We start from the raw sequence: 209 nt of genomic DNA, 5'->3' as shown, positions 1-209 counted from the left end.
GGATTCGGAGATCTGATTGCGGAAGTACCGGCGGACAAAGTAGGAAAACTTGCCGTTACGTATACCGTGATTGGCGAAGTAACAGACGATGGTATCTTCTCTTATGGAAATACAAAGGTGACACTCAAAGAAGCCGAGTCAGTATGGAAAGCGCCGCTGGAAAATGTATTTGCGACCATATCAGGTGAGGAGACGGCTCCGGTTCTTAC

General features: G+C 47.8%; 1 protein-coding gene. It reads left to right on the top strand.

All coding sequences use genetic code 11. The features are described from left to right. Positions 1 to 209, top strand: a 209-nt coding sequence (locus HJY11_RS14835) for a hypothetical protein (RefSeq protein ID WP_208076594.1), incomplete at both ends; no start/stop codon positions are given.

The sequence above is a fragment of the Bittarella massiliensis (ex Durand et al. 2017) genome (assembly GCF_017566145.1).
Classification (GTDB): domain Bacteria; phylum Bacillota; class Clostridia; order Oscillospirales; family Ruminococcaceae; genus Bittarella; species Bittarella massiliensis_A.
The sequence above is the reverse complement of the archived record's forward strand: the minus strand, read 5'-3'. Positions and strand labels throughout refer to the sequence as shown.